Source organism: Streptomyces chattanoogensis (assembly GCF_001294335.1).
Classification (GTDB): Bacteria; Actinomycetota; Actinomycetes; order Streptomycetales; family Streptomycetaceae; genus Streptomyces; species Streptomyces chattanoogensis.
The window spans coordinates 41,829-64,359 of sequence record NZ_LGKG01000172.1 but is presented as its reverse complement, the minus strand read 5'-3'; the positions used below and the strand labels follow the sequence as shown (position 1 = coordinate 64,359).

Genomic DNA, 22,531 nt, shown 5'->3' with positions numbered 1-22,531 from the left:
GCTATCGCAGCGGCGTAAGTGGGCGATCAGGACTACTCGGTGGATGGAGGAGTGGGACGCTGGCGCGTCCTGCCATGAGGCGTTTCTGGAGCTTCGCGTCCGTGATGCGGCCTTCGTTGTCCCCAGAGTTGCAGGGGGTGACGATCCCCCGGATGACCGTGTGCTGGTCTTCGTTCGCTGCTGGTAGCGCACGGTCAACCCCGGCACCCGCTCGGCCAAAGTCGCCTTCGGACAGGACGCTCTTGCGCAGTACAGGCGACGCAGGCTCAATTTGATCCGCACTGACCGGCCCCAAGCGCGACAACAGAACACGGCCAGAGGCTGCCCATCCCGCAGACCGGCAGACCTCCGCACCGAGATGATCTCCGGCTACGTCGGTAATGATGCCCAAGCCCAAGCCCCCTTCGAGGCCGTCAAGGTGGCCGTCCGGGCTGTCGGAGGTGATGAACGGACTGCGGAAGGCGAAGTCTTCGCCGATGAGGGCGGCGGCTGTGGTGACGTCGCCGCTGAACCGGGCGTCGTAGTAGGTCCTGACGGTGTCTTGGACGGGTGAGCCGGTGGTCATTCGGTGCTCCGTGCGGTCGGTTCAGGAAGCCGGCTGGTCCGGCCGGACGTTGTTCAGGTACTGCTCGGTCCGGTGCTGGTTGTCGACCAGGCGCAGGCACATGTGCCGAAACTGGGCGAGTTCGTCCGCGCTGAAGCCCTGGAAGATGGCGGACATGGCGCGCTGGGTCGGTTGACGGAAGGCTTCCAGCCAGTCCTGGCCGGCCGGGGTGATCCGGGCCCGGACCGACCTGCGGTCACGCTGGTCCTGGACCCGCTGGACCAAGCCGTCGCGCGCGAGCGTGTCGACGAGGCCCGTGACGTTGCGCGAGCTGACGTCGGCCGCGCGGGCCAGTTCGCCGATGCTGAGCCCTTCGCCGGAGGCCGTGCTCAGCCGTGCGAGGAGGTCGAGTGCCCCCGCACTGAGACCACGTCCGCCGGCACCGTGCGAGCGCAGCCGGTCGATGGCCTGCGAAGCCGAGCGGACGGCAGCGGCCGCTTCCAGTGCCAGGGTGGCACCGCCTGCGGCAAAGGCTCGCATGGACGCCCGAACCCCAGGATCGTAAAGGGAGCCGTCGGGGCCGAAGGCCAACCTGACTTGTCGGGGCCGATAGCGCCATAGATCGCCAGGACATGAGAATTCAAGGCGCCCTCCGTCGAGGTGAGCTGACGGGAAGTCAGAGTGCACACCTCGCCGCCAAGGAGGCGAGCCCGTCGTTGGTGTTCGCCACGATCGGCTCACGCTGGAGTTCGGCGAGCACGGAAAGCATCCCGAACATCGCGCGGCCCTCCATGGTGGAGGTGTCGATGCCCTGCTCGATGACGTACAGTCCGATGCCGCGCTCGCGCAGGTCTGCGCCGAGGGTCACCATGTACAGCACTGAGCGGGAGAGCCGGTCGAGCCGGGTGACCTTCAGCGTGTCGCCCTCGCGCAGCAGCTGGAGGACGAGATCGGGCTTCGGGCGGGATGCCTTCGCATCGCTCGCGGTGTCGCTGCGTCGGCCGCTTGCCGGTCGCGGGATCGCTTTCCCGAGCACCAAGGAGTCGAACGGCCTGGGCAACTTGGTGAGCCGGCGCTTCGGCGGGTCGTTCGCGTCGGGTCCGTCCTACACGTGGCCCGGCAGTCGGCCGGTGTAAAAGCGGATGTCGTCTGCGTCGCCGCCGAGGCTCGCCGCCCACGCGGCAAGCGTCTCGGGCGAGGAGGCGTCGGCTATCACGGCGGCGGCCAGGCCGGACGGTCGGCCAGTGTGTTCGGTGCGTTTGTGCCACTGCTCCTCGCGCATCGACAGATACTGGAGGCCCGGCATTCCGGCGAGCACCTCGATGTCCCGCACCTTCGCCTGGGACAGGTCCAGCCCGTACAACCGGGGGCAGTTGCGCAGCGGGGCCAGGGAGAGGGCCTCGGCCGTCTCGGCCTGCTGCACCGTCACGGCCGTCAGCGTGGGATGACCGGCCAGCGGCGCCAGCTCCGCGTCGCAGGTCACGTACGCATGGTGCACGGGAGCCTCCGCCGCCGCGTCCGCACCGTCGGATCCACCGTCGGCGGTGTCCCCGTGTGCCGCTTCACCGTGTCGCCGGGGCAGCCCCGTCTCGATCCACAGCTCCCCGTCCCCGGCGGCGACGTCACCTCGGTAGTCGCCTCGCTCCAGTGCCGCCAGGTGCAGCCGCAGCAGCTCGGTCACCGAGTCGGCCACGAACACGGGGCCGTCATCGTGGTGCATCCCCACCCGTATGACCTGGCCGGGGCGACCGCTTTCGGCCGGATCCATGTCGACGGCCAGGAAGTCACCACCGGTGCTCTCCGCGAAGACGATCCAGCCGCGGCGGTCGGCCGAGGCGCGCACCGTGGGGCGCGGCATGCCGTCGGAGCGCAGCGAACCGAGCGTGAAGTGCTTCCATGTGGTGCCCGCTGCCCACCAGCGGTCCGCGTGGTGCAGGGAGACCACGTGGTCCAGGGCCAGCCAGATGTGGCGGTCCAAGAGCCTGCGACCGTCGTCACCGTCGGCCACGGCGTACAGTGCGCGCAGGTCATCCGGGAGCGGCACGCCCAGTGCACGCTCGGCGTGCTCGATTTCATCGGCCGACCGGGGATCAGGCAGCGTCTGGAGTCCTGGTCCTCGTTCAAAGATCTCTTCCCGCTTACGTATGTACGCCGACAGCAGCCGCACCGCCTCCTGCGGATCCCCCGCCTGGGTCGGGTCCGTGGGGCCGGCCTGGAGGTCACCAGCGTCAGGTGGCCGGACGTCGGGACGCAGGACATAGACATGACCCGCCTCTCCTGGCGTCCCGCCCGGCTGCCGCACGATCGCCCGGCTGGTCGTCGCCTCGAACCGGCCGTCGGGATGTACCACCAGCTCGATCGTCAGCTCGTCGGCCCCGGTGTCGTCCAGCTCGAAGACTCGCTTCAAGTACTCGGGCGCGCGCATCGATCCGGGGCGCGACTTGCCGTTGGCGAGAACGTTGACCGGTCCGTAACCGCCCGTGCTGTGCTGGTCGGCACAGGCACTGATGGACGCCCGCTGCCACCCCTTGGGTGCCCCTTTGGCCATGCTGTGCGCCATACGCTGCAACAGCGCGGTGACTCCCGGGTTCTGTGGGCTGGTCATGCGCCTCTCCCTCGCCAGTCGGGTCACATCGGCCTGTGTGTGGCCCTGTTGCAGCATCAGCCACCGACAATGAATCCAGGTCGCCTGGCATGGCGGCCAGCGGATGGTCGGCAGGGACGCAGGGGGCGCGGGGAACAGCTGGCTCAGGTCCTCGCCGACGGATCTGATCATGATTCTGCTGCCGCTGCTGGTGGCGGTGTGCTGGGTGGCGATGGGCGTGGTGATCGCCACCATGTGACGCGGTTCGTCCCCACACAGTCGTGAACGGTCCCCGGTCCAGGTCGTCACCGACCCATCGGACACGGCCTAGTCCGGCGGGACGCCCCAGACGTCGGGGCCGCCTCCGCGCCAGTCGAACACCTCGGTGCCGGACCCGCGCCATCGAGCCGTGACCCACCTGGTGCAGTGTCGTTGAGTGGGTCGCGTGCCCGTCCCCCGCGGAGGCGCACCTGAGGGCCTGGCCGTGACGGACCAGGCCCTCACGGCTACCTGGTCGAGGAATCCGGCCAATGTCCCGTGATGATCCGAGGGCTCGGCGGGTTCACGCCTGGAACTCGGTGAGGTCGATGGTGTGCACGCGCAGCGGAAAGCCGTACACCGGGTGTGTCGTCTCGCGTTCCGGCACCATGCCGAGCTTGCGGATGACGTTTTCGGAGGCGTCGTCACCCACCCGGTTGATGCTGATGACACGGTCGAGGCCACGGTCCTGGAGCGCGAACTCCAGCGTGGCTTGGGCGGCTTCGGAACCGTAACCCTGGCCCCAGAACTGCGAGCCGAGCCGCCAGCTGATCGCCACAGCAGGCATCACCTCCGGCAGGAACTCCGGCACCGACAGACCCGTGAAACCGGCCAGTTCGCCCGAGGCCAGCAGCTCAACGGCAAAGAGGCCGAAGCCCTCTTCGTCCCACTCCTCCTCCCACCGCTCGATCGCCTCCGCGGTGTGGTCCAAGTCGCGCACCGAGCCGTCGTCGACCCAGCGCATGACCCGCGGGTCCGCGTGAATGTCCGCCATCGGCACAAGGTCGTCGTCATGCCAGCGGCGGAGGAGGAGGCGGGGGGTACGGATCTCTGTCATGGCGCACATCCTGCCGAAGGCAAGTGCCTCATCGGTAATCGGCGGTCAGGTGTCGGCGTACTCGCCGTAGGCGACGACGTCGCGTGGTGAGTGGCCCTTGACGCTGGGGACGCGCACCTCCCGGCCCCCGGCGACCAGCGTGATGCCGGGGTTCGTCGAGCTCGCATGGCGGCTGACGGCGGCAGGTACCCCGACACGTCGACCACGATCAGCGCCCACATTGCGATCCGTAGCCCGCGTAACGCTCCCCGTGGCCACGCCACTCGGCGGCGGTCCGGGAGCCTCTGCTCTTCGGGCTGTCGGACGCACCGATTATCCTGCCCGGGTGTCTGATGAACGTTTAATTCTGAGCAGCTCGGCGCCTGGCAAACCCCGGATCGACGGCCTTGCCGTGGTCGACGTGGACGGGGCGCCTCTGGTGATGTGCACCGGCTTCTACACGCTGTGGCGCTGGGCTCCGTTGCAGGACGAGTGGCAGGAGAGGCCGTTGGAGTACGCCTTCGCCGAGGACCCACTCGCCGCCGAGTACCCGGATGCCAAGAACGATATCGACTCGGTTGCCGTGGCCGTTTCCGACGGGCGCGTGGTAGTGGCCGCCGGCGGCGACGGACAGGGAGCGGCCATCTGGGACCTGGACAGCGGCGAGTTGCTCCGCGGGACGACCTACGGCGAGCCCTACGTCTCGTCCATCGCCACGGTGAAAGGCGAGGGACCGCCACTGTTCGTGGCAAGTAGTGGGGTCCACCGGGACGGAGTCCGGGTGTGGGGGCTGTCCGGCGAGGAGTCTCCGGTGGAGCTGGACGCCGGTTCCATCTGGGGCCTGGCCACCGCAAGCATCGACGGCCGCTCGCTGGTCGTTGGGGGCGGGGACGAAGGGGTAATGGTGTGGAATGCGGCAAACGGCGAGCAGGTCGCGTCGTTCTATGTGGATGACGAGGAGAGGGCATACGCGGTCGCGTTGTCCCAGCTCGACGGTCGTCCGGTAGTCGTGGCGGGCACGGACTCCGGAAAGATGTACGTATTCGACCTGTCCGGGGACGAAGACGACGATCCGATCCACGAACCGTCTACTGGTCATGAGGGCGGCATCAATGCCTTGGATGTCGCCATGGTCGGCGACCGTGCGGTCGCGGTGACCGGCGGCGAGGATGGGACCGTGCGGATCTGGGATCTTGCCGGCGGTCGACAGGTCGGGCCGCCGCTGACCGGCCACAATGGGAGCGTTGAAGCTGTGGTGGTCACCAGGATGCAGGATCGCTCGGTCGCTTTGACCGCCGGTCGGGATGGCGTCGTATGCATCTGGGACCTGACCCTCTGACAAGCCTGCGCGCGCGACGAGCCGATGGACCGGCCAACTCCGCCGGAAGTCCCCGATCGCGCGGATCGGGGACTTCCGCCTTTACGAGCGCGGCCGGAGGGGATCGGGGCGGACCCCTGTTGCGGCCCCGGGTGCCGGGTGCCCGTTTACGCGGCTGGGGTGAGTTCGGCGCGGCCGAACAGCAGCGCGTAGCCGGTGGGGAGCTGGTGGAGGATGCGGGTGATGAGGTCGGGGCCGGCATGGGCGGCGACGGCTGCGAAGACGGAGCCGGTGTCCCAGCGGGTGGTGGCCAGGGAGCCGCCGGAACGGGCGGCGAGGTCCTTGACGAAGGCCCATCCGGTCAGGAGCTGCGTGTCGGGGATCTGCGCGGTCAGCATGCGTGCGGCCTCCAAGGGCAGGCGAGCCGCGAGATCGACGCGTTCGTCGCCGGTCAGCTGGCGCCCCAGCCCCGAAAGGACCAGGCGGACGGCTTCGTCGGCCTTCTCGCGAGTGGGGTAGGCGCCCTCGTAGCGGACCTTCTCCAGCATCTGCTCGTACGCCGTCGAGTACGGCTGCTGGTGCTCAAGCGGACCGCGAACGTCGGTGATCACTGCAGTGCATGCCTTTCATGGGAACCAGGGTGGAGTGGTGCCGGTGTGGCACTGGTGGTCAGGTGGGCTGGGGGCAGCCGAAGAGGAGGTCGTAGCCGGCGGGGAGCTGGAGCAGGATCTGCCCCATCAGGTCGTCGCCGGCGGTGTCGGCGACTGTTGAGAGGACGGCGCTGACGTCCCAGGTCGCGGTCTGCTCGGTGGCGCCCTCGATCCAGGCTGCGGTCGCCCGGACGAACCGCTCCGTCGGCAGCGGTTCGGCGCTCTGCAGCGGGTTGAGCAGGATCAGGGCGAATTCCTCCGGCAGGCGGGCTGCGAGTTGGGCGCGGACTTCGCCGACCAGGTGGGCGCCGAGCAGGGCGAGCACTACGCGGGCCGCACGCTCGGCTTCCTCTACAGTGCCGTACTCGCCTCGTTCCTTGACGTGGTCGAGGAACGCTTCGCGTCGCAGAGTCATCTTGGCCGCCACCCCTTCTTGTTCTTCGGACTGCCCACGGGGTGCGGAGGACGGGGTGAGGGGGAGATCAGGTGCCCGTCCTCCGCACCTGTCCCGGCCGGTGTCAGCCGGAGATCTCCTTGTGGCCGGATCCGACGCCGATGGAGATCTTGCGGGGCTTGGCGCGCTCGGCGATCGGGATGCGCAGGGTGAGCACGCCCGCGTCGTAGTCGGCCTTGATGTGCTCGGTGTCGAGGGTGTCGGCGAGCACGATCTGGCGGGAAAAGACGCCCAGCGGCCGCTCGGACAGCTCCATCTGCACGTCGTCGGCCTTCGCCACCGGCCGGCGCTCCGCCTTGACGGTGAGCATGTTCCGCTCGACGTCGATGTCGATCGCGTCTGCGGTGACACCGGGAAGGTCGAAGGCCACCACGTACTCGTCGCCCTCGCGGTAGGCGTCCATCGGCATCGCCGACGGCCTCGACCAGGTCCCCGGGCCCAGCAGCTGCTGCGTCAGCCGGTCCAGCTCACGGAAGGGGTCAGTGCGCATCAACATCGTGAAAACACCTCCAGCAGGTTCAGGCAGTTACTGCCAATGCGCCTCACTGACACTGTTGTAACATGTCATCCAATGGATGACAAACATGATGTCGTCAGCTCGATGACAACCCCAGGGAGGTGTCCGTGACCCCGGCCGACCAGCCGTCCCCGTCCCGCACCGACGCCCACAGCCCGGCGTCGTTCCTCGCCGCCGCGGCGGCCCTTGCTGCCATAGACGATGCCCTACGCGACGCCCAGCAAGGGGCCAAGGACATCCCCGATACCCTCGGTCCCGGGCCGGAGCAGGCGCTGGCCTCCCTGATGCTGCTGCGGCAGGTACGTGAGCGGCTCGCCGGTTGGGAGACCGGCCTGATCGAAACGGCCCGCGACGCGGGAGCCAGCTGGGCCGACCTCGCCCACCCCCTCGGCGTCGCCAGCCGCCAGGCCGCCGAGCGCCGCTATCTGCGCGGCCGTCCCGGCCCCGCCGGGACCACCGGCGAAGAGCGCGTGACGGCCACCCGCCAGGCCCGGGCCGCCGACCGCACCGCCGGCGCCTGGGCCCGCCGCAACGCGGCAGACCTGCGCCGCCTCGCTGGTCAGATCACCGCACTCACCGACCTTTCCCCCGCCGCCCGCCGCCCGCTCAGCGAGCTCCACGCGGCCCTCGCCCACGACGACCCCGCACGCCTCATCGCCCCCCTGGCCGCCACCCGCCCCCACCTGGCCGCCACCCACCCCGACCTCGCAGCCCGGCTCGACACCCTCGCACCCCCCTGACCCCGCCCGGCGCACCGCAACAGCAGCCCGATCAGCCTCTGACCCTGGGCGAACGAGCGGAGACCTGGAGACCGACGTGGCCGGCCTGGCGGGCCCCCTGGCCCGCTCCCTCCTCGAGCAGGGCCTGGGGGCGAGGGTGTGGCCAAAGCGCCGAGGCGTGCCGGGCTGCCGACCGGCCCCGGCCTTTCAGGCGGCCTGACCGAAGCGGCCGCGGCCGAGTCCTGGTCGCGCAGCGGGGTGCAGCCCACGTCCCGCTTCGGGTCGTAAGCCTCCGGCTGGATGCCCAGCTCGTGCGTGCTGTACTCGCCGAACCGGTTGATGTGCCCGGTCAGGTACGGCGAGATGTGCGCCAGATCCTCGGGGTCGATCGTCCAGCCCTCCTCCAGCAGCTGGCGGACGATCTCGGCGATGTCCAGGGCGTTGTGGAAGATCACCGCATTCGTGAGCAGCGCGTTGAACTTCATCGCCTTCTCCTGCTCGCAGGCCGGCCTGGATGAGGCAGGCCGCGAGGGTGGCTGGAAGACGGGTGCGCCCGGTATGTGCGGGCGCCTCTACCGGCTGAGGCCGGACAGTTCGCGGGATGTTTGGCAGCCGACGCATCGGGCGGGTGTGTGCCTCGGCACCGTGCGCCCCAGGCACACACCCGTCCCGGACTTGTCTACGTCAGCGCTGGTCGGGGAGCCAGTTGCCGTGGAAGCCGACGGGGACGCGGCGTGGCAGGTGGATGGTGGCGGTGGGTGGCGCGGTCAGGTCGTCGGCGTCGAGTATGACCAGGTCGCTTCGGTCGGTGGCGGCATCGTAGACGTAGGTCATCAGCCAGCCCGAGCCTCCGGGCACACTGCTCGCCGGGACGAAAGTGGCTTCGCCGGGGGTACGCCCTGCCGCGAAGGAGTGGCTGACTGTCGCGCCGGAGTCCAGGTCGTAGCGGTGGATCGCGCCCTGGCAGTCGGAACCTTCGGGAGATTTGAGGGTGGTGGCGTAACCGTAGCGGGCGGGGAGGCCCGCGAGGCGGTCGTCGATGCGGGGGAATTCTGCTCGGCGATCGTCGAGCTGTTCCTCGTGCACGGTGTCGGTGGCCAGGTCGATCGTCCATCGCCAGAGGGATCCATGGCCGTTGACGTCCACGTTCTCGCCGACATGGTCGTAGCGGATGGCGTACAAGGTCAGGCGCCGTCCGTCGGCGTCCTCGTGGGCGTTGAGCGTGTGGAAGACGTAGCAAGGAGCGATGTCGAACCAGCGCACCGGGCCGTAGGGGTCCTCTCGGTTCAGGACACCCAGGCGCGCGCCGTGGTCGGGGGTCCAGGTGTAGGGCAGGCCACGGTCGCCGGCCACGGCCTTGGGCAGGTCGAAGACCATCGGCAGGTCCATGAAGACGACGTGGCGGGAGGTGAGGTGGAAGTCGTGCATCAGCGTCGGTGCGCCGACGTCCACGGGCCGGCTGATCGTCAGCTCTCCCTGTGCGCTGGCACGGTGGTAGGTCAAGGGGGTCTCGTCCGGTCCGGCACCGTAACCGAAGAAGTGCAGCTCACCGGTGGTGGGGCAGGTCTTGGGATGGGCGGTCATCGGAGTGTGGAGCCGGCCGTGGAAGTCGTAGGCGCCGATGGTGGCCAGCTCGTTGCCCCTGCGCATGTCCATCTGGTAGGGGAAGGAGGATTCGATCAGGGCGAGGGTACGTCCGGCATGGCGGACGACATGGGTGTTGGCGACGCCTGCGAGGAGGTCGCGCTTGCCCTGTTCGTCACGGAGTTCGGCGCCGCGCGTCAAAGCGGCGGTCTGGACCCAGCGGTTGCGGTAGGAGACGGCCCGGCCGGCCTCCAGGCGCACGCCGTGGACCATTCCGTCGCCCAGCCACCAGTGTGCGGAGGTGGCCTGGTGGGGGTTGGGTCCGTTGCGCAGGTACCAGCCGGTCAGCTCGGGCGGGATCGCACCGGTGACCTGCAGTTCAGTGACGGTCAGTTCGTCGTGGACGGGGGCGAAGGCGCCCAGCAGATGGGGGACGGTGGTCATGGTTGACTCCAAGCTGTGTGATGGACGGGGCTGTACTCGGTGCCGGGACGGTCAGGGCGGTGAGAGTGGAGGTGAAGTACGGCGAGACGGCGGGTGCGCTTCGGCGCCGCCGGCCGTTGGTCAGTGCGCCGCCGTGGGCTGGGCAGTGGCCGCCGGGCCCGCCGGGAGGGGAATGCGGTGCAGCCCTCGCCGGTCGTAGAAGCGCGTGACGGCGAAGCCGAACAGGGCGGCCGCCACCAGGGCGATGCCCATCGCGGACCACGCGCGGGTGAGACCGGCGTCGGCCTGGGCGTCGTAGTAGAGGATCGAGCGCATGCCGCCGGCGATCTGCCGCAGCGGCTCGAACTCGCCGAGCGTGCGGAAGAAGCCGGGGAGCGCCTGCAGCGGCACGGTCGCGCCGGAGGTGGGCACGGCCATCGCGATGAAGATGAGGGTCAGCAGCAGCATGCCCGGTGTGCCGAACGCGGCGAGGAGTGAGAGGCCGCCGATGCCGACGACGGCGATCGTCGCGACCGAGTAGAGCCACAGCAGGCCGAGGTGAGAGGCGTCCATGCCGAGCACGCCGACGGTGGTGGCCTCGACCAGCGAGCCCATGAGGACGGAGAGCCCTGCCATGAGCGCGATGCCCGTCGCGAGCGTGCGCACGCGGCTGGTGTGCTGGACGGGCATGCGCTGGCGGAACGGTCCGATGTCGTTGTGCAGGTAGCCGAGGGCGGTGTCGACCTGGGAGTTGATGACGTTGGCGCCGAGCATCCCGCAGACGACCAGGACGAGGGAGTAGTAGAAGGCGGACAGTCCCAGGCCGCTGTGCGTGCCCAGCGGGTGGCCGTCGGCGACCTGCACGGCGACCGGGTCGGCGAGCAGGAGTTCGGCGGCGGTCGGCAGCGTGGCGCCCTGCTTGCCTGTCTGGCCGACGAGCTGGGCGCCGATCCGGGTGGACGCGGCGTGGGCGGCCTGCTGGGCGGCCTGGCTTGCCATGGATGAACCGATGCTGCCGGCGGACTGGTTGGTGAGCACGCTCAGCACCGGCCGAGCGGGACTCTGCGAGGTGCCCGGGACGGTCAGGGCGGTGACGGTGGAGGTGAAGTCCGGCGGGACGACGAGCGCCCCGAACACCTTGCCCTGGCCGATGAGTTGATCGGCCTTCTCGCGGGTCATCGACTGCCAGGCGATGGCGTGGTTGGCGGTGCCGTGCTCGATCCCGGTGACAATCTGATCCCCGAGGTTGAGGTGCCTGCCGCCGGCGTCCGCGCCCTGGTCGCTGTTGACCAGGGCGACGGGCAGGTCGCGCAGATGCCCTCTCGGATCGAGGTTGCCGCCGACGTAGAGCAGCGCGAAGGCGGTGGCGACGATGGCCAGGATGAGGCCGGCGCCGGTCCACAGGCGTGGGCTGCGGAGCGCGGACGGCGTTGGGCGAGCGGGCACGGTGCGTTCCTCGGTCGGACGGGATGGCTGGAGCTCAGTCATTGGCGGGCGCTGGTGCGAGTCCGTCGGCGACGAGCCCGGCGTGGACCGCCTCGCCGAGGGCGTGAACGGCGGACTGCGGGCGGACCATGACCGTGAACTCCTTGATCCGGCCGTCGTCGGCGAAGTGCAGCAGGTCGATGCCGTGGATCTGCTTGCCGCCCGCTGTGGCGCGGAAGAGCAGGACGGCCGAGGGTGCGTCGGCGGCGTCGGCGCTGGTCTGCGCGGTGCCGGTGTACTCACCGACGTACCGGAAGTCCTGGAAGCTCCGCAGCAGGACCCCGAACAGGCCCAGGACCATCGGCTTGCCCTCGAAGGGCGTGAACTTCACCGGGCTGTAGAAGCGGACGTCGTCGGTGAACAAGTCGTCCAGCGCGGCGAGATCACGGGCGTCGACGGCGACGCGGAAGCGGTCGGCGGTGGTCATGGTGCACCCTCCTGACTCAGGGAGACTAGTCATGAATCTGACTACTCATTTTTAGGAGTACCATAGGGAGGTGTGTCCGGCAAACAGAGGTGAGTGAAGGAGTTCGACCGATGGCACTACGGCACGCCGTTCTGGCCGCCCTGCTCGACGGCGAGACCAACGGCTACGAACTGGCCAAGACCTTCGACGTCGGCGTGGCGAACTTCTGGTACACCCAGCCGCAGCAGCTGTACGCCGAGCTGACCCGGCTGGAGAAGGACGGGCTGATCTCCGGGCGGGAGATCGTCCAGGACAACCGGCCCAACAAGCGGGTCTTCCGCGTCACGGACGCCGGCCTCGCCGAACTCGACGACTTCGCCGCAGCCTCCGCCAAGCCGTCCTTCGTCCGCGACGACCTGCTGGTCAAGGTCCAGGCCGCCGACCACGTCGACCCGGCGGTGCTGATCGCCCAGCTCGACGAGCGGGCCACCTTCGCCCAGGCCAAGATCGACCTGTTCGAGCAGTTGCTGCGAAGCATGCGCGGCGAGCGCACGGAGGAGGAGTTCCTGCACGAGGGCGACCGCATCGGCCCGTACCTGACCTGCCTGCGCGGCCTCGCCTTCGAACGGGGCAACCGCGACTGGTGCCGCAACACGATCACCATCCTGCGCCATCGGCAGGCTGCCACTGCGCAGCGGTGACAGTGCTCCTCTTCGTGCACTGCTGAGCTTGATCGGGTGGTGCCAGTCAGCCGTCCATGATCAGGCCGGCCCCCGCCGGCCGAATCGACGAGTACGAACTCCCCAGCCCGTCCTCCGAACCACACGGAATCGCACAAGGACCAGACGGTGCAGTCTGGACGGCACTGGAGATCGGAACGATAGCCCGACTCACGCCACGCTGAGACCCAACCTCCCAGGCAGGGGCGACCCCATACGCCCATCGGCACAGCTGCTTTGCCACCCGGCTGTGAGAGGGTCGCCCTCGCCGTGGGTTTCGGCGCCGTCATGCCCCTGGGCGCCCGGCAGCCCCCGCGGCCGGAGGAGCCGGCGGAGCGGATCGCCGGACTCCACCCCGACCAGCACCCCTCCGAGGAGGCAGGACCGTTGCTCTGGGCCGCCCAGGTCATTGATCCGGTGATAGCTGGCCACTGCTCGCCAGAACGTGGCCTCATGGGAGTCGATCAGGGACATGCCGTTCTGAACGGCTCTGCGGTAGGTGCTGGGGGCCGGGAACTGGCCGCTCAGCGTCTCTTTATGACCGGACATCAAGTCGTTGATGTCATGGAAAAATCCACCCAGGAGTTCAGCGTTGGCACCCCTGAACGGGATGTTGCCTTCGAAGCCAAGACGCTTGTACGCCACTGCCGGCGCGGCGGCGTAGATCTCACAGAAGACGGAGCGCGTGCGCACATACTCGGCGCCGATGCCATCGCAGGCCTCGAGGGTGTAGCCCGACTCCAATACCACCCGGTGCAGGCCGACTGCGGGTGCAGAGCGGAGCGGACGACCTCCCGCGGAAACTGCATCAGGTCGGTTTTCTGGGATGTTCCGGTGTTCTGGGATGTTCCGGTGTTCTGGGATGTTCCGGTGTTCTGGAATGAGCTGAGCCGGGCCGCGGAGATGCCTAGACCAGTGGGCCTGATAGGCGCGACATGGCCCCCATGCAAGCGCCCTACCCGCCAGCACAATTGATGACCCCGGTCCAGCGAGCGGGGGTGCCCCGACCCAGGTACGAGGGCTGCGGCAAGGGGAAGGGGTGGCGGCCGTCTGACCCCGAGCATGACCGAGGGTCGAAACCCACGTCGCCCGACGGCAGCGGGTGCGGGTGCGGGCGGCGGTCGATGGGGCTGAGGGTCGACAGAGGCCCGTACCTAATCGTTATGCGGGATTAATGGGGCGAGCGATGCGCTCCACGACATAAGTGTTTTGAGTTGCCTTGACGGGCTCCCGAGGCCGCAGGAAGCTGAGCCGCCCCCCACGGCAACCCTCCCCTTTTACCGTTGGAATGCCCATGCGCCCGCTTGTTTCCGCAGGCACGCTCACGGCCGCCGTGGCCGCGGCCCTGCTGCTCGCCCCTTCCGCTTACGCCACCGCCCCCGGCGACAACGGCACCGTGAAGATCCACGACGCCAAGACCGGTGAGGAGCTCCGCAAGAACGAGCCCCACGTGTGCACCTTCTACCTGGACGCCTTCGGCTTCGACGGCGACCAGCAGGTCGACTGGCACATCGAATCCTGGGCCCCGACCGCCGACGTCAAGGGCGAGACCGTGAAGACCGGCTCTCTGACGCTCGGTGGCGAGGGACACGGCCGTACGCAGGACCTGTCCCTGCCCGACGGCCACTACAAGCTCTTCTGGAACTTCGACGGCGAGCACGGCCGGGCCAAGCAGAAGGTCTTCTGGACCGACTGTGCGGGCAAGGACCAGCCGGGCGGCGGCAACCCCTCGGCGCACGCCACCCCCTCCGCCACCGCTCAGCCGACCGCCGCTCAGCCGACCGCCTCCCACGCGGGCAGCGCACCGACCTCCCCGGCCGCCTCCCCCTCGTCGTCAAAGTCCGCCGAGGTCAACGGCGACCTCGCCGAGACCGGTAACGGCGCCCCCGTCGGCCTGCTGTCCACGGCGGCCGCGGCGCTCGTCGCGGCCGGCGGCTACCTGGTGTTCCGCCGCCGCAAGGCACAGCAGCACTGACCCGCCTGTGCCCCCGTGCCCCGCGCGGGCTCGGGGGCACAGTCACGTCGGGCAGCGCCTGGTTGCCGGGCGGCGCGCTCGGATCCCAACCGTGCCCAACCCTGCCCTTCAGTACGGTCGACGGCCGTCCGGCCGCCCTCGCCCGCAACCTCGGGCTCTGACGGTGAACGTTCAACCGTATTTGGTTGCATCGCCTATCTACCGGAAAAGCCTTTAGTCTCATTTTGAGGGATAAATCCAGCTACTCGCGACAGGAGGAGTAGCCATGGCCGGACAGAGCCCCTACGTATTCGAAACGTACAAGGCTGTCGCGAACGCTGACCGCGCCGCGGAGCTCGCCGCGACCACGTCTCCGTTCCAGATCGATGTGCGGTTCCTCGGAGGCCTGACGAACAGCCAGAAGAACGTGTTCAAGAAGGCCGCGGACCGCTGGGCGCACGTCATCGTGGGAGACCTGGAGACCGCGGTCATTCACGACATCACCGGTGAGGTCGTGGTCGACGACCTCTTGATCGACGCCGAAGGCGTGCCGATGGACGGCGTCAATCACAACCCCAACACCCTCGGATCGGCCGGCCCGACGCAGTTCCGGAGCGAGGATGCGGCCAGCGGAGCAGGGCTCCCCGTGAAGGGGCACATGAGGTTCGACAGCGCCGACCTGGCCCAGATGGAAGAGGAGGGCATGCTCCTCGATGTCATCACGCATGAGATGGGGCACGTGCTGGGAATCGGAACCGTCTGGACCGATTTCGGGTTCCTGAAGGACTTCCCCGGCAGCAACCCGACCTTCGTCGGCCCCGGGGCGATGACGGAGTTCGGCAAGCTCATCGGAAATGCCCCCACCGCGGTACCTGTGGCAAACGTCGGCGGTATCGGAAGCGCAGGCGGCCACTGGCGCGAGAGTGTGTTCGCCAACGAGCTGATGTCGCCGACCATCGGCGGCCGCCCCGGCACACCACTGAACGACAACCCCATGAGCCGGCTGACGGTGGCGAGCCTGGGGGACCTCGGATACACGGTCGATCTCGAGGCCGCGCAGGACTTCGAGCTTCCGGATCTCCTCGCGATCGCGCGCTCGGACCGCGTTCCTTCCCCGGAGCCGCGGTACGTGGTGCTCCCGACGATCCCGACCCGCATTCCGGCGGAGAGGCCCTGACGGGCCTCGCCAGCCGACAGTCAGCCGACACTCGACCCACCGCACTCGGCCCACCACTCAAGCCGCCACCCGGAAGCCGATGTTGCCCGTGGAGCTGTCGGGGGTGTTACGGCTGCGGGCCGCGACGCGGTAGCGGTTGCAGTAGGAGTCGTGGCACAGGTAGGAGCCGCCGCGCATGACGCGCGAGGTGTCCGGGCTGAACCAGTCGGCGCACCATTCCCATACGTTGCCGACGGTGTTGTACAGGCCGTATGCGTTGGGGCGGTGGGACTTTGCCGGTACGGTGCCGGGTCCGGCGGGTCCCGTGTGGGCGGTGGGAAAGGCGCCCTGCCAGATGTTGAGCATCGTCCGGCCGCGGGGGGCCAGTTCATCGCCCCAGGGGTAGCGGCGGCGGACGAGGCCGCCGCGGGCCGCGTACTCCCACTCTGCCTCGGTGGGCAGTCTCGTACCGGACCACTCGCAGAACGCCTGCGCGTCGTTCCAGGACACATGGACGACGGGGTGGTGCTGCCGCGCCGTGAAGGAAGACCCTGGGCCCTCGGGGTGGCGCCAGGTCGCGCCCTCCACCACGCGCCACCAGGGAACGTCCTCGACCGGCGGTGAAGCGGCCTCGAGCTCGCCGGAGAGGAGGCCGAAGAAGACGAAGGAGAAACCGAAGCTTTCGGCTTCGGTGACATGGCCGGTCGCCTTGACGAAGGTCGCGAACTGGGCGTTGGTCACGGTCGTGGGGGCGATCCGGAAGGGGGCGACCTCGACCTCGCGGACCGGGCCCTCGCCATCGGCCGGGATGCCGTCCGGGTCGTCGCCGCCCATGAGGAACCGCCCGCCGGGGAGGGCGATCAGCTGCTTGGCGATCCGGAGTGCCGCCTGTGGGCGGGGCGGGGCGGTGGACACGGCCGGAGCGATCGTGAGGGTGCTGCGGCCGGGTGTGCAGCAGGAGGAGGACATGGCAGCTCCAGGCGTCGAGGGGGCCGGCCGGGCGCCCGCAGCGGAAGCGGGTGCCCGGCCGGATGGTGCGGACCGGCCGAGGGGGGCGGAATCGGCCGGATGGTGCTGTGCGAGGCCGTGGGCCGTTCCGCTAGCTCGCGCGGTCGGCGGCGAGCTGGGAGGCGAGCGCCGGAATGCCCAGGTTCTGCTCCTCCGCGGGCGTTGCCTGGTAGAGCTTGTTCGTCAGCTGGTACTGGTCGTTGACGAGGTCGTAGTACTCCCGGAACGTCACCTGTCCGGTGCCGGTCTCATTGCCGTTGGCGTCGGTCCACAGGTCGTAGTACTCGACGTACTGCTTGTCCTTGGCGACGTAGGACGCCCAGGTGTCCTTGACGCCCGCGCTGCCCTGCTTCCACCACTCGACCAGCAGATGGTCACGGTTGAAGGAGCCGAGCAGCGACTTGCCGTCCACCGAGTGCGTCGGGGTGATCCCGGCCGCGTCGAGGATGGTGGGGGCGATGTCGATGTTGCCGACGATCCGGTTGTCGGTGGTCCCGGAGTTCAGTCCGGCGGCCGGCCAGGACAGGTGGAACGGCACCTCGTGGGCCGGGGAGTACGGCGTCCCCTTCCCGAGAAGGCCGTGGTCGGCCCACTGGAAGCCGTTGTCGCCGATGTGGATGACCAGGGTGTTGTTCAGCTGCCCCAGGGCTGTCAGCTTGTCCTTGAATGCCTGGACGGCGTCGTCGACGGACAGCAGCGTCCGCAGCTGCCGCTGCCGCACTGCCTGGCCGTCGGCCAGGGTGTTGGTTGCGTCCTTCACGTACTGCGGTTTGTCGCTGCGGTCGTTCTCCGGGACGGAAGGACGGCCGTTCCAGTCCGGTACGACCGTGTCTGCGTATGCGGGAGCGGGCGTGTTGGGTTCGTGCGAGGCGTACGGGGTGACGTAGGCGAACCACGGGCGGGTGTCTGTGGCTGCCTTGTCCAGGAAGTTCAGCGTCTTGTTCTTGATGATGTTGGTGGTGTAGCCGTTGATCGTCTGGACCGTGCCGTTGACGTTCCACTGGGCGTCGACGTAGCCCGGCTGCAGCAGGGCGAAGTCCTCGAAGTGCGGCGGGTTGTCGGCGAGTGTCCAGGAGTTGAGGTACTTGCCGAACAGGCCGGTGCGGTAGCCGGCCTGCTTGAGGTAGCGCTGCACCGTGGTGCTCTGGTCGAGGTTGTGCGCGTGGCCGTTGTCCCGCACGCCGTGGTTGTGGGCGTAGCGGCCCGTGAAGACGGACGAGCGCGAGGGTGCGCACAGCGGTGTGGTGACATGGCCGTGGGTGAACTTCACGCCCTGACCCGCGATCCAGTCGAGGGTCTTCTGGATCGCCCAGTCGGTGTGTTTGGGCTGGTCGTCGGTGACGATCAGCAGGATGTTGGGGCGGGACGCGGCGTTCGCCGGGCCTGCGGCCGCCACCTGGGCTATCGCGGGTGCGGCTGCCGTGGCGGCTGCCGCCGCCGTACCGGCGAGAAAGCCGCGCCGGCTCACCTGCGGTCTGTCGTGACTCATGGGTCGTTTCCTCCTGTGGTCCATCGAAGTGGCGGCGCGGGCGTGCGGAACCGCATTCTGCGTACGCGGAGTTGGGGGGACGTCGCGCGCCCGCGCGGGGTACGGCAGTGTCTGCCGGATACGAGGAAGAGACGGGAGTCGGGCGCTTTGACGGGGGCGCCAGGTGGGGATCCCGTGACGATGGCGATGTGGCGCGAGCTGACCGGACGAGAGCGGGGTCACTTGCCGTGGGGCAGGCGACCGGGCCCGGCGGTCACGCCGTGGCGACCGTACACAGCGCGCTCGCCAGCCTGCCGAAATCGACATGGCGGCGAGCAGCGAGCATTCCTTCTGCTGCCATGCGGCGAGAATAGAGGTAGCGGAGCGTGCCGTTCTATGCACGCCGTATGAAATGTGGAATGCGGCGTCAGGACCAGGACGGCCGGCCCCTGCTGCGACCGGAGCTTCGCGCGACCGGTGGTGGCCGCGCGAAGCTCGGTTCAGGTGCCGGTGTGGGTCAGGAGTGGGTGGCGAAGTCCTGGGTCCACCAGGGGCCGTTGGCGCTGAGGTTGACGCCGACGCCGGTGGACTTGTAGGAGCAGTTGAGGATGTTGTCCCGGTGTCCGGGGCTTTCCATCCAGCCCTTCAGCGCCGTGTCCGGGTCCTTGGGGCTCTTGAAGATGTTCTCCGCCCAGCTGCTCCACTGGAATCCGGCACGGGTCATACGGGTTCCGGGGTCGATGCCTTCCGGGGTGTTGTGCTCGTAGTAGTTGCGGGCGGCCATGTCGTTCGAGTGGGCCTGCGCGGCCTTCTGCAGCCGGCGGTCGACGGTGAGCGGGCCGCAACCGTGCTGGGCCCGCTGGGCGTTGACCAGGTCGACGATCTTCTTGGCGAACCGCGCCGCGGTGCCGGTTGCGGTCCGCGGTGCGGCGGGGGCGCTGGTGCTCGCTCCGGACCCGGCGCGGGAGGCACGGGGCATCGTGTTCCCGGCCTTCGGGCTGCTCTCGGGGCGGGCCTTCCGCGGCGGTTGGGGGGTGTGCCGCTTGCCGTGCCGTTCGGCATCGGACGGGGCGGCCGACGCCTCGTGGCGGTGGGGCGAGGGTGAGGCGCTGCCCGGCGCCGACAGGGCGGAGACGTCCCCCGTGCGCGGCTCCGGCAGGGACCGGTTCGCCGTGAGCTCCTGGTCGGGGCCGGAGGCGGGGCGTATCAGTACGAGGGAGCAGCAGCCCGCGGCGATCGCGGCCGCCACGGCCAGCAGCATGCCCTTGCGCCGGAGGCGGGGACGGCTGGTGCCGGCGCGGTGGGTCCCGCCGTTGCGACCGTGCCGGCCGCCGGGCCGGGGCGCGGCGGAACGACGGCGCGAGGCAGCCTCGCCGGACCGGTGGCCGGTCCCGGTCGGCGTTTCGTCGCGACGTGCCGGCCGGAAGGTGTCGTCGTTGTTCATGGTTCCGTTTCCTGTGCGGCCGTGGAGCCTGTGGGGCTTCCGCAGCCTGTGGGGGATGTGGGTCTGTGCGGTCCGTTGTGTGCGGTCCGCACAGAGGAGAGCCGGGTCGCGGTCCCGGATAACGAAAAGTTCTCGGCGTATGTGGAGCGGACCGCCGCGGGTGGTCCGACGGGGGCCGCGGGGCCGGGCCTCGAGGTCATTCCGGATCCACGTAGGTTTCTCTGTTATCCCGGCGAGTCCGGCGGGTCACCTGAGTGCGGGGGCCATCGATGTGCACACGGATGAACAGGACCAAAGAGGCGTGAAGCGGGAAAACGGTACGGCGACCGTCGAGGCTGCCAGGGCCGGGGACGAAGGTGCCCGGGAGCAACTGGTCGCTGCGTACCTGCCACTGATCTACAACGTCGTGGGCCGGGCGCTGGACGGCCATGCGGACGTTGACGACGTGGTGCAGGAGACCATGCTGCGCGTCCTGGAGTCGTTGGCGGATCTACGGGAGCCGGCGTCCTTCCGTTCCTGGCTGGTGGCGATCGCCATGAACCAGGTACGGCGCCGCTGGACCGTCAGCCACAAGACTCCCGTCGTCGGCTTGGACCAGACGCCGGAACGGGCCGACCGTTCCGCCGATTTCGTGGACCTGACCATCTTGCAACTGGGGCTTTCCGGTCAGCGTCGTGAGGTGGCCGAGGCCACCCGTTGGCTGGACGAGGGGGACCGGGCGCTGCTGTCCCTGTGGTGGCTGGAGGCCGCCGGGGAGATCAGCAGAGCGGAACTCGCCGCCGCCGTCGGCAGCAGCACACGCCATACGGCGGTCCGTGTCCAGCGGATGAAGGAGCAGCTGGAGACGGGGCGTGTCGTCGTCCGTGCTCTCGCGGGGAGTCCCCCGTGCCCCGAACTCGCCCAGCTGACCGCCACCTGGGACAACGAACCCTGCGCCCTGTGGCGCAAACGCATAGCCCGCCACTCGCGCGGGTGCCGGAACTGCTCGGAACACTGGAACGACCTCTTGCCTGCAGAGGGGCTCCTGGCGGGCCTCGCCCTGCTGCCACTGCCCGCGCACCTCACCCCGCCCACCGTCCTGCACGCGCCCACCGCCGCGACCGCATCAACGACGGCAGCCCCGGGACACCCCGTGTCCGCAGACCACGGCGCACACGCAGTGCCGAAGCGACCGCACCCTCCGCGCCGGGTCGCCAAGGGCGCGGCGGCCGCCGGCGTGGTGGTGCTGGCAGCGGCCGTCATCGCCGCGCTGTGGTGGTTTCCGGACGCCCCCCGGAACGAGCACAAGGCCAAGCCGAAGACGGCAGGCACCCCTGCCCCCACCACATCGGCGCCCCGCCACACGCCCGCACCGACCCCGTCACGCACGGCCGCCACCGCATCGCCCACCCCGTCCGCCTCACCGGCCGGCACTCCGTCACCCACGCCGCCCGACCTGGAGCAACAAGCCATCGCGCTCATCAACAGCCGCCGTGCGCAGGTCGGCTGCGGTCCGCTCCGTAGAGACCGGAGGCTGCACCTCGCTGCCCAGCGGCACTCCACCGACATGGCGGCACGCGGCTACTACGCACACGACACGCCGGACGGCACCGGCCCGGACAAGCGAATCACCGCCGCCGGATACCCCTGGAGCAGCTGGGGCGAGAACCTCGACCGCGGTCCGCGTACGGCTGACGCGGCGGTAGGCGACTGGATGAGCGACGCCATGCACCGTGACAACATGCTCAACTGCCGATTCACCGCGGTCGGCATCGGCATCGTGCACGGAACGGGCGGCCCTTGGTGGACCCAGGACCTCGCCTCGCCGCGCTGACCTCGGTCGGGTCGTCCCCGGTCCGCTCGGCACCGGCGCGTCCTGGCGACCCGACGGCGGAAGCTGCGGACACCTCGTCGCCCGCTCTCCTGCCCTCTCGATCAGGCAATTCCCCACGCCGAATTTGCCTACCATGTACGCATGTTGGCCTTCGCCCCTGCGGTCCTGTTCTCTGTCCTCTTCGGCGTCGGCGTCCTGCGCGACCGACGCCGGTTCGGCAATGCCATTTATCTGGGGCTCGCCGCCACCTTCGCCCTGCTCGCCCTGATCGGCAAGCTGGGGCGGACCGATTCACTGCTGGGGACGATCGCGGTCCTGGCGTTGTTGCTGCTCCCGGCGCTCGGGATCGTCGTACTGGCCTGCTTTCTGATCGCCAACGGCATCAAGATGGTGCGCAAGGAAGGCCGGCGCCCCGCCAACCTGCTGTCGCTCCTGGCCGGGCTCGGCATCCTCTTGCTCATTGCACTGCTGGTCACGGCCCTCGCGCTGCGCTCGCGCACGCTGCTCGTGGTCGGTGTCACCGCCGTCGGGCTGGTCGGCTATGTGTCTTTCCTCTTTCTGTGCTTCGTGAGCTACGCCTTCCTGTACGGGCGGCTGCGGGTCCGCCGGGACGCCGACTATGTGGTGGTGCTGGGTTCCGGGCTGATCGGCGGGTCCAAGGTGCCGCCGCTGCTGGCCAGTCGGCTGGAGCGGGGGCGCGCGGTGTACGAACGTCTCCAGGCACGCGGCAGCACGCCGGTGCTGCTGACCTCCGGTGGTCAGGGACCGGACGAGAAGCTCCCGGAGTCCCATGCGATGGCCGACTACCTCATCGGGCGCGGGTTTCCGGCGGACCGTATCGAGCGCGAGGACCGCTCACGCACCACCGAGGAGAATCTGCGGTTCAGCAGGGCGATCATGGAGGAGGCGAAGCCGGACTACCGGTGCGTGGTCGTCACCAACAACTACCACGCCTTCCGGGCGGCGTTGATGGCGCGGAAAGTGGGCCTGCGCGGTCAGGTCGTGGGCTCCCCCACCGCCGCCTATTTCTGGCCGAGCGCGACGATCCGCGAATTCGCCGCGGTGTTCCTCGCGCACAAGGTGGTCAACCTCGGTGTCTGTCTTCTGCTGGTGCTGGGTGGCGTGCTCATCTGGTGGAATCGCTGACGTGCCGGGAGGACGGAGCACGGCCCGGTTGGTCCCGTAATTATCGCATTAGCACCTATACGCT

Annotated in this window: 24 protein-coding genes and 2 pseudogenes; 9 read left to right on the top strand and 17 right to left on the bottom strand. The window is 69.2% G+C overall.

The window, feature by feature from the left end; all coding sequences use genetic code 11:
- Position 1: 1 nt before the first annotated feature.
- From ADL29_RS45690 to ADL29_RS32605, 4 genes are all read right to left on the bottom strand, one after another.
- The gene (locus ADL29_RS45690) at positions 2–565 is read right to left on the bottom strand and encodes a hypothetical protein (RefSeq protein ID WP_053927149.1); all 564 of its coding nucleotides are present in this window, start codon (positions 563–565) and stop codon (positions 2–4) included.
- Positions 566–586: 21 nt separating this feature from the next.
- Complete coding sequence (locus ADL29_RS32615; RefSeq protein ID WP_078971459.1) at positions 587–1,084, bottom strand: MarR family winged helix-turn-helix transcriptional regulator; 498 nt, start codon at positions 1,082–1,084, stop codon at positions 587–589.
- Positions 1,085–1,220: 136 nt separating this feature from the next.
- A complete protein-coding gene (locus ADL29_RS32610; RefSeq protein ID WP_245689728.1) occupies positions 1,221–1,580 on the bottom strand; it encodes a recombinase family protein in 360 nt (119 codons plus the stop codon).
- A gap of 69 nt (positions 1,581–1,649) precedes the next feature.
- Positions 1,650–3,149, bottom strand: coding sequence for an SMI1/KNR4 family protein (locus ADL29_RS32605; RefSeq protein WP_053927147.1), 1,500 nt, complete (start codon positions 3,147–3,149; stop codon positions 1,650–1,652).
- Between the two features lie 103 nt (positions 3,150–3,252).
- Between ADL29_RS32605 and ADL29_RS46145 the strand changes: the two genes are divergently transcribed.
- Positions 3,253–3,387 carry a hypothetical protein gene (locus tag ADL29_RS46145; protein WP_281181996.1) on the top strand — a complete coding sequence of 45 codons (135 nt, stop codon included), beginning with the start codon at positions 3,253–3,255 and terminating at the stop codon, positions 3,385–3,387.
- 303 nt (positions 3,388–3,690) lie between these two features.
- On the opposite strand, the gene ADL29_RS32600 is transcribed toward ADL29_RS46145, so the two are convergent.
- Both ADL29_RS32600 and ADL29_RS43805 read right to left on the bottom strand, forming a co-directional pair.
- Positions 3,691–4,224: a GNAT family N-acetyltransferase gene (locus tag ADL29_RS32600; protein ID WP_053927146.1), complete on the bottom strand. Its 534-nt coding sequence runs from the start codon at positions 4,222–4,224 to the stop codon at positions 3,691–3,693.
- 45 nt (positions 4,225–4,269) lie between these two features.
- On the bottom strand, positions 4,270–4,443 hold the full coding sequence (locus ADL29_RS43805) for a hypothetical protein (RefSeq protein WP_157878633.1): 174 nt from the start codon (positions 4,441–4,443) through the stop codon (positions 4,270–4,272).
- Positions 4,444–4,549: 106 nt separating this feature from the next.
- Between ADL29_RS43805 and ADL29_RS32595 the strand changes: the two genes are divergently transcribed.
- Positions 4,550–5,542, top strand: a complete 993-nt coding sequence (locus ADL29_RS32595) for a WD40 repeat domain-containing protein (RefSeq protein WP_157878632.1) — start codon at positions 4,550–4,552, stop codon at positions 5,540–5,542.
- A 146-nt stretch (positions 5,543–5,688) separates the two neighbouring features.
- Here ADL29_RS32595 and ADL29_RS32590 read toward each other — a convergent pair whose 3' ends face one another.
- The 3 genes from ADL29_RS32590 to ADL29_RS32580 all read right to left on the bottom strand — a co-directional run bounded on the left by ADL29_RS32590 (position 5,689) and on the right by ADL29_RS32580 (position 7,121).
- Positions 5,689–6,132, bottom strand: a complete 444-nt coding sequence (locus tag ADL29_RS32590; RefSeq protein ID WP_053927144.1) for a DUF2267 domain-containing protein — start codon at positions 6,130–6,132, stop codon at positions 5,689–5,691.
- Between the two features lie 58 nt (positions 6,133–6,190).
- Positions 6,191–6,586, bottom strand: a complete 396-nt coding sequence (locus ADL29_RS32585) for a DUF2267 domain-containing protein (protein ID WP_053927158.1) — start codon at positions 6,584–6,586, stop codon at positions 6,191–6,193.
- A gap of 103 nt (positions 6,587–6,689) precedes the next feature.
- A complete protein-coding gene (locus tag ADL29_RS32580; protein WP_053927143.1) occupies positions 6,690–7,121 on the bottom strand; it encodes an Hsp20/alpha crystallin family protein in 432 nt (143 codons plus the stop codon).
- Between the two features lie 128 nt (positions 7,122–7,249).
- On the opposite strand from ADL29_RS32580, the gene ADL29_RS32575 reads away from it, so the two are divergent.
- The gene (locus ADL29_RS32575) at positions 7,250–7,882 is read left to right on the top strand and encodes a hypothetical protein (RefSeq protein WP_053927142.1); all 633 of its coding nucleotides are present in this window, start codon (positions 7,250–7,252) and stop codon (positions 7,880–7,882) included.
- 359 nt (positions 7,883–8,241) lie between these two features.
- Here ADL29_RS32575 and ADL29_RS44720 read toward each other — a convergent pair.
- The 4 genes and pseudogenes from ADL29_RS44720 to ADL29_RS32560 form a co-directional block, all read right to left on the bottom strand.
- Positions 8,242–8,346 (bottom strand): annotated as a pseudogene (locus ADL29_RS44720) (hypothetical protein); the annotation flags it as partial.
- Between the two features lie 199 nt (positions 8,347–8,545).
- Positions 8,546–9,889 (bottom strand): carotenoid oxygenase family protein, encoded by a 1,344-nt coding sequence (locus ADL29_RS32570; protein WP_053927141.1) that lies wholly within the window; start codon positions 9,887–9,889, stop codon positions 8,546–8,548.
- 120 nt (positions 9,890–10,009) lie between these two features.
- Positions 10,010–11,314, bottom strand: coding sequence for a DUF3533 domain-containing protein (locus tag ADL29_RS32565; RefSeq protein ID WP_053927140.1), 1,305 nt, complete (start codon positions 11,312–11,314; stop codon positions 10,010–10,012).
- A 34-nt stretch (positions 11,315–11,348) separates the two neighbouring features.
- Entirely contained in the window at positions 11,349–11,780 is a 432-nt protein-coding gene (locus ADL29_RS32560) for a nuclear transport factor 2 family protein (protein ID WP_053927139.1), read from the bottom strand.
- 110 nt (positions 11,781–11,890) lie between these two features.
- On the opposite strand from ADL29_RS32560, the gene ADL29_RS32555 reads away from it, so the two are divergent.
- Both ADL29_RS32555 and ADL29_RS45685 read left to right on the top strand, forming a co-directional pair.
- The gene (locus ADL29_RS32555; RefSeq protein WP_053927138.1) at positions 11,891–12,460 is read left to right on the top strand and encodes a PadR family transcriptional regulator; all 570 of its coding nucleotides are present in this window, start codon (positions 11,891–11,893) and stop codon (positions 12,458–12,460) included.
- Positions 12,461–12,534: 74 nt separating this feature from the next.
- Positions 12,535–12,663 (top strand): annotated as a pseudogene (locus tag ADL29_RS45685) (virginiamycin B lyase family protein); the annotation flags it as partial.
- On the opposite strand, the gene ADL29_RS32550 reads toward ADL29_RS45685, so the two are convergent.
- Positions 12,650–13,222 carry a hypothetical protein gene (locus tag ADL29_RS32550; protein ID WP_053927137.1) on the bottom strand — a complete coding sequence of 191 codons (573 nt, stop codon included), beginning with the start codon at positions 13,220–13,222 and terminating at the stop codon, positions 12,650–12,652. The pseudogene ADL29_RS45685 and the gene ADL29_RS32550 sit on opposite strands and share 14 nt — an antisense overlap.
- A gap of 550 nt (positions 13,223–13,772) precedes the next feature.
- On the opposite strand from ADL29_RS32550, the gene ADL29_RS32545 reads away from it, so the two are divergent.
- Complete coding sequence (locus ADL29_RS32545; protein ID WP_053927136.1) at positions 13,773–14,453, top strand: LPXTG cell wall anchor domain-containing protein; 681 nt, start codon at positions 13,773–13,775, stop codon at positions 14,451–14,453.
- A 265-nt stretch (positions 14,454–14,718) separates the two neighbouring features.
- Positions 14,719–15,609 (top strand): leishmanolysin-related zinc metalloendopeptidase, encoded by an 891-nt coding sequence (locus ADL29_RS32540; protein WP_053927135.1) that lies wholly within the window; start codon positions 14,719–14,721, stop codon positions 15,607–15,609.
- Positions 15,610–15,666: 57 nt separating this feature from the next.
- Here ADL29_RS32540 and ADL29_RS32535 read toward each other — a convergent pair whose 3' ends face one another.
- The 3 genes from ADL29_RS32535 to ADL29_RS45680 all read right to left on the bottom strand — a co-directional run bounded on the left by ADL29_RS32535 (position 15,667) and on the right by ADL29_RS45680 (position 19,508).
- The gene (locus tag ADL29_RS32535; protein WP_053927134.1) at positions 15,667–16,557 is read right to left on the bottom strand and encodes a formylglycine-generating enzyme family protein; all 891 of its coding nucleotides are present in this window, start codon (positions 16,555–16,557) and stop codon (positions 15,667–15,669) included.
- 130 nt (positions 16,558–16,687) lie between these two features.
- Positions 16,688–18,085: a sulfatase family protein gene (locus tag ADL29_RS32530; RefSeq protein ID WP_107095146.1), complete on the bottom strand. Its 1,398-nt coding sequence runs from the start codon at positions 18,083–18,085 to the stop codon at positions 16,688–16,690.
- 496 nt (positions 18,086–18,581) lie between these two features.
- A complete protein-coding gene (locus ADL29_RS45680) occupies positions 18,582–19,508 on the bottom strand; it encodes a CAP domain-containing protein (protein ID WP_245689724.1) in 927 nt (308 codons plus the stop codon).
- A 301-nt stretch (positions 19,509–19,809) separates the two neighbouring features.
- On the opposite strand from ADL29_RS45680, the gene ADL29_RS32520 reads away from it, so the two are divergent.
- Together ADL29_RS32520 and ADL29_RS32515 are read left to right on the top strand one after the other, a co-directional pair.
- Positions 19,810–21,321 carry a sigma-70 family RNA polymerase sigma factor gene (locus tag ADL29_RS32520; protein WP_053927132.1) on the top strand — a complete coding sequence of 504 codons (1,512 nt, stop codon included), beginning with the start codon at positions 19,810–19,812 and terminating at the stop codon, positions 21,319–21,321.
- 141 nt (positions 21,322–21,462) lie between these two features.
- The gene (locus ADL29_RS32515) at positions 21,463–22,467 is read left to right on the top strand and encodes a YdcF family protein (RefSeq protein ID WP_053927131.1); all 1,005 of its coding nucleotides are present in this window, start codon (positions 21,463–21,465) and stop codon (positions 22,465–22,467) included.
- Positions 22,468–22,531: the final 64 nt, after the last annotated feature.